Genomic DNA, 5,129 nt, shown 5'->3' on the forward strand with positions numbered 1-5,129 from the left:
CCGGCGACCACCAGCCGCTGCGGGTGGCAGTGCCCAGCTGGAGGTCAGCGGGCTGGGCGTTGACGATGGTGTCGAACTTGCGCAGCGAACCCCAGTCACGGCCCCAGTCCCGCGACAGGTACGTCGCCATCACGTGGGCACGCAGCAACAAGTCGGTCTCACCGAGCAGACCGCCGTTGACGCCGTCCTCCCAGGTGTCGGTGTCTTGCTTTTTGGCGGTGTAGTCGGGCGTGATCCGGAACTTGGGGATCTCGGTGACGCCGTAGGCGTGCAGCATCGGCCGCTGGCACGGGAAGGCCAGCCCGACCGCCCAGTCCATCAACACCGGCTGCGACGAGCCAACGTACTCCTGCAGCGAGCGCACATCGGGCACCCGCGGCGGCGTCACCGCGATCCAGTCCTCGGGGGTCAGCGACATGTCCTCGGCGACTACGCGCACCGCGGTGGCGTCGGCTGGGATATCGGAGCGGGCGAAGCGCAGGTTGCGCCATGCCTTGGGCTGTTCCCCGTACAGGTCGTAGGGCACCAGCCGGCCGGCCGCCATCGGAGCGCCGTCCGGGCCGGGCTTGCCGTATTCCAGTACGACGGTCTGCCCGCTGGTGTGCCCGTGCAGCACGCTGTTGCCGGCGATTTTGCCGGCCGCGGTCACCACGACCAGCGGATGCCCCTTGTCGGGCGACGGCAGCTGATACCAGGCCGAGGTGAGCAGGCTCTGTTGTTGTGCACCGGTGGTGTAGCTGCCGGCCAGCGGAACCCGTGCCGGGTCGAGCCCGTATGGCAGCGGCACCGTCGACCCGTTGATCCCCGGAGTTTTCAGCCGGGTCGGGGCGTCCCAGTCGTAGTCGGTGCCCGGTTGCGGCGGGTGATACCGAATCGCTTCGGCCACAGTGTGTTCCGGCACGCCATTTGGGGCGAACCCAACGGGGTTGACGCCGCCCAACGGGCCGAGGGCGCCGTAGTTGCCCGGCAGCGCGGGCATGAAGCCGGCGTTGGTGTCCGGCTCGACCAGCACGTCGTCGGCGAGCCCGCAGCCGCCGACAAACGCCCGCACATTGGCCCAGCCGTTGGAGTAGGTGGGGTACTGCCGCACGACCCCGGTCACCATCGTCGCCACGAACACCACCGCCATGAAGCCGGCAGCGATCGGCACCGGCGCCGCAGTCACCGCCCGCGCTATCCGACCCTCCCCGCGGTCGCGCGGCGCGAAATGTAACCAGATCGCGTACAGCGCGGCCACCACAAACAGCAAGAAAAAGATTGTGCTGACGTAGATTCCGCCGACCTTGGGCATCGAGCTGTTGAACGGCACGCCGTAGCTGGATACATACCACCACCCGTTGGTGGTGGCGAAGCACAGCGCCAGCACGAACATCAGCGCGGCCAGGAACGCCATCCGGTTGCGCGACCAGCGCAGCACACTCGGCGACACCAGCACGGTCGTCAGCGCGGCCATCGCCGCGCCGACCGCGGCGAACAAGCCAAAGTGGTGCACCCATTTGGTGGGGGTGAACATCAAGAAGAACATGGTCCCGAAAATGACACCCATCAGCCGCCAGGCCGGCCCACGGGCCACACCAGCAACTCGCTTGCGCCGCAACATGATAAACATCGCGGTGAACAAGCACAGTGCAGTGACCAGGAAGCCGAACCGCCGCGACAGCGAACCGTCGACAGTGGGCAGGAATATGTAGTAGTAGCGCAGGTTCTCGGTGTACCAGGCCTGGCTGGGGCCAATCGAACTGCGAATCCTGGTCGCTTCCAAGACCGTTGCCAACGTCTGGTCGGCGAACACCACCGTCAGCACCACGAAGCCGGCCGCCAGGAGCGGCGCCACCAACGGCAAGGTGCCCACCAGCCGATGCCGGTGCACCAGAATCCGCAGAATCGGCCGACCGCCTGCCACCAGCGCGGCCACCGCGATCAAACCGGTGGGCTGGATACCGAGCGTGAATGCCGCCGCGACGACAGCCAGCGCCGCCGGGGTGAGCCGGCTGTAGCGCATGGACCGCTCGATCAGCACATAGGTGATCAGCGAGCCGACCGCGATAATCGGCTCTGGCCGCAAGCCGTTGTTGAACGGCATCCACGCCGTCAGCAACACCAAGCCCGCCGCCCAGGCCGCGGCCTTGCTGGACGCCACAGCCGGCCCCAGCCGGGGCAGCACTTCACGCGACAACAGCAGCCAGCACACCAGGCCCGCAACAAGATCGGGCAACCGGATCCAGATGCTTTGGTCGCTGACATGGGTCATCAGCGCCAGCAGGTTGTAGTACCAGCCGAACGGGTCCTCCGGGCTGCCGAACCAGCGGAAGTAGTTGGACATATAGCCGGCGTGGTCGGCGACACGGGCCATGCCCAGGATGTAGCCGTCGTCGGAGGAATTCGCGCCGATCACATGCCAGAGCAGGAACGCGAATATCACGGTCGCGTCGACCAACGTGAACCCGCGCCAGGTGGCCGGGATGAGCCGACGCATCCGGCGACCGTCCATCTGGTCCAGGCGCCACAGCGCGACCAGCGCGACGACGGTCGAGCCGATCGCAACCACGATCGCAACCAGCTTGAGAAGGGTTGGGTGAGTAGAGAAGCGGGTGTCGATGCTCGCCGAGAAGGTCAGCCCGGGCGGCGCCGGGCCGGTCAGGTCGGTGAACACGCCGACGATCTGCGGGCGCAGGTTCGGATCGTTGAACCCGCTGCGCAGCGGATGCCCGCCCGGGTCGGTCAACCCCACAAATGTGGCGAAGGTGCCGGTGTGCGAGGAGGTGATCTCGATCCGCTGACACTGCGCCGAAATCACCTGGCCGCGCGGAACACTCGCGATCACCACGTTGCGGTCGGTGACGTCCACCCGGTCTCGGGTGACGTTGACGAACAGACCCTGCAGCGCGGCGTCCTTGCCGTTCTTCGGTGCGGTACCCAGGAGCATCGCTGCGTGCGGCGGCATCGAGCGCACCACACCGCATGGCACCGTGACCGTCATTGTCACCGGGGTCTGCGAGATCAGCGGCGCGGTCACGTTATTCAGCTGACCGTGCTGCGGCCAAGTCAACGTCGCAGTGGTCTGCACGACCGGCAAAAGCGGTGTGGCAATCGACAACAGGAACCCCAACAGGCCCGCCACGGTCGCCACCCAACGGGTCACCCGCACGTCGGGGGCCACGGTTTCTGGGGCGGCCGGTTCGGCCGCGCGGGCCAGGGTCATTGGCGCCGCTCCTCCTCATCGCTTCGTCCCCAGCTTCGCGGGGGCCCCCCTGCATCGTCGGCGGCGCGCGTCATGGCAGTGCTCGAATCGGTCCTTGCCGGCTCCAGCCGTACACGGTGACAGCACCCTGCTCGATGACGGCGTCGGGTGCCTGCTCGGGCGGCACCAGCCGGGCGTACTTTTCCACCGACCCCCAGTCGCGGAACCAGTCGCCGCGCAGATATGTCGGGATCGTGGAGGTGCTCAGCAGCGCCTGGGTGAACAGGAACGGCCCGCCTTTCTCGGCCGACTCCCACAGGTTCGACGACGATGCCGTCTGCTTGTGGTCGGGCAGGATGCGGTATTGCGGAAGTTCAGCTACGCCAAGGTGTTCGGCGAACGGCCGCTGGCAGGGGAAGTTCGCGGCGGTCGCGATGTCCATCAGCACCGGGGCGTGTGAGCCGATCAGTTGTTGGAGCGTTTGCAGCACCGGTACGCGCGGCGGGGTGAAGGCGAACCATTGGTCCGAGCTGAGGTTGGGGTCGTCGGCGACGATGCGTGCCACATTAGCGTCCGGCGGCGCCCACGCCAGCGGGAATCGCAGGTTGCGCCACGCCTTCTGCGGTCCGATGTCGATCGGTTCGACCTCTCCGAGCGGTTGGGTGGTGCCGTCGGGGCGGCTGATGCCCCACTGCAGTCGCAGCGGCTGCCCGTAGCTCAGTGTGCCGTCCTCTTCATGTGACCAGATGGCACCGGCGGCGGCGACCACAACCAGCGGACGATCTGGGGTACGCGGGGGCAGCTGGTACCACACCGAGGTGGCATGTGCGGCAACGGCGTTCTCGCCGTAGCTGCCCATCACCGGTGTGCGCGCCGGGTCCAGCCCGAACGGCAGCGCCGCCCGCGACCCGTTGACGCCGACGGGGCCGTACCCGCCTGCCGTGCCAGCCGAGTCGCTGACCGCGGCGTTCGGCTTGTTGGGCGAGGCGTCGGAATTGACCAGGCCTGGTTTGGACACCACCGGGTCAGAGGTCAGGTCCTCGGCCACGCCGTTGGGTTTGAACCCGACGGGCTTCACTCCCCCCAGGGGGCCGTCCGGACCGTAGGGCTGTCCCGCAACCGGTTGCAACAGATCGGTATTGGGGTCGGGCTCGGCCAGCACGTCGTCTGCCATCGCGCAGCTGGTGCTGGAAAGCCCGGAGCGCAGCGCGTCGATGTTGGCCTTGGCGGTGGTGTAGACGGGGTAGCGCGCGGCAGCGGCTTTGGCCATCGAGCCGACTTCGACCAGAACCATGATGGTGGCGACAACCAACAGCGGGGTGGACGCCAGGATGCGGTTGCGTCGAGTCGGTTGGACCTCGGTGTGCCCTGCGTAGTCAAGGCGGAAGTGCTGCCAGGCGGCCAGCAATCCGGTCGCGATCGAGGCCGCTAAAAACATCGACGTCACGGGGTGGCTGGCGACGACGGGCTGGATATCGCGCCACGGCACGCCGTAGTTGCCGACGTAGAACCAGCCGTTGATGCCCGAGGTGGCCCAGGCCAGCACGAACAGCAGCGCGGTGATGTACAGCGACAAGTTGCGGCGGCTGTGCAGACCGACCGTGGCCAGGGTGAACGCAGTGACGGCGCCCAGCGCGCCCGCCAACCCGGCGAACGCGCCGAACTGGATGGCCCACTTCGTGGGTGTGAATGTCAACAGCAACAGCCCCGCCGCTGTGGTCCCGACCAGCCGCCACGCCGGGCCGCGAGACACTCCGCGATCCGGCCGCGGCGCAGCAGCACCACCAGCACACCGAACAGGCACAACAGCAGCACCAGCACGGCGAAGCGGCGGGTCATCGATGCGTCGACATTCGACTCGACCGTCACAAAGTAGTAGCGCAAAAACTCCTGATACCACGAAATCGTCGGCCCGACAGCGTATTTGATGCGCGCGCTCTCAGCGACC

1 protein-coding gene and 1 pseudogene are annotated in these 5,129 nt (G+C 67.3%); both read right to left on the reverse strand.

Annotated features, from left to right (window positions below; translation table 11 throughout):
* Positions 1-3,202 (reverse strand): arabinosyltransferase domain-containing protein (locus tag VFA16_RS13795; protein ID WP_324968361.1); only part of this gene is annotated, 3,202 nt, incomplete at its 3' end.
* 70 nt (positions 3,203-3,272) lie between these two features.
* Positions 3,273-5,129 (reverse strand): annotated as a pseudogene (locus tag VFA16_RS13800) (arabinosyltransferase C-terminal domain-containing protein); the annotation flags it as partial.

The organism is Mycobacterium sp., from assembly GCF_035653355.1.
Taxonomy (GTDB): domain Bacteria; phylum Actinomycetota; class Actinomycetes; order Mycobacteriales; family Mycobacteriaceae; genus Mycobacterium.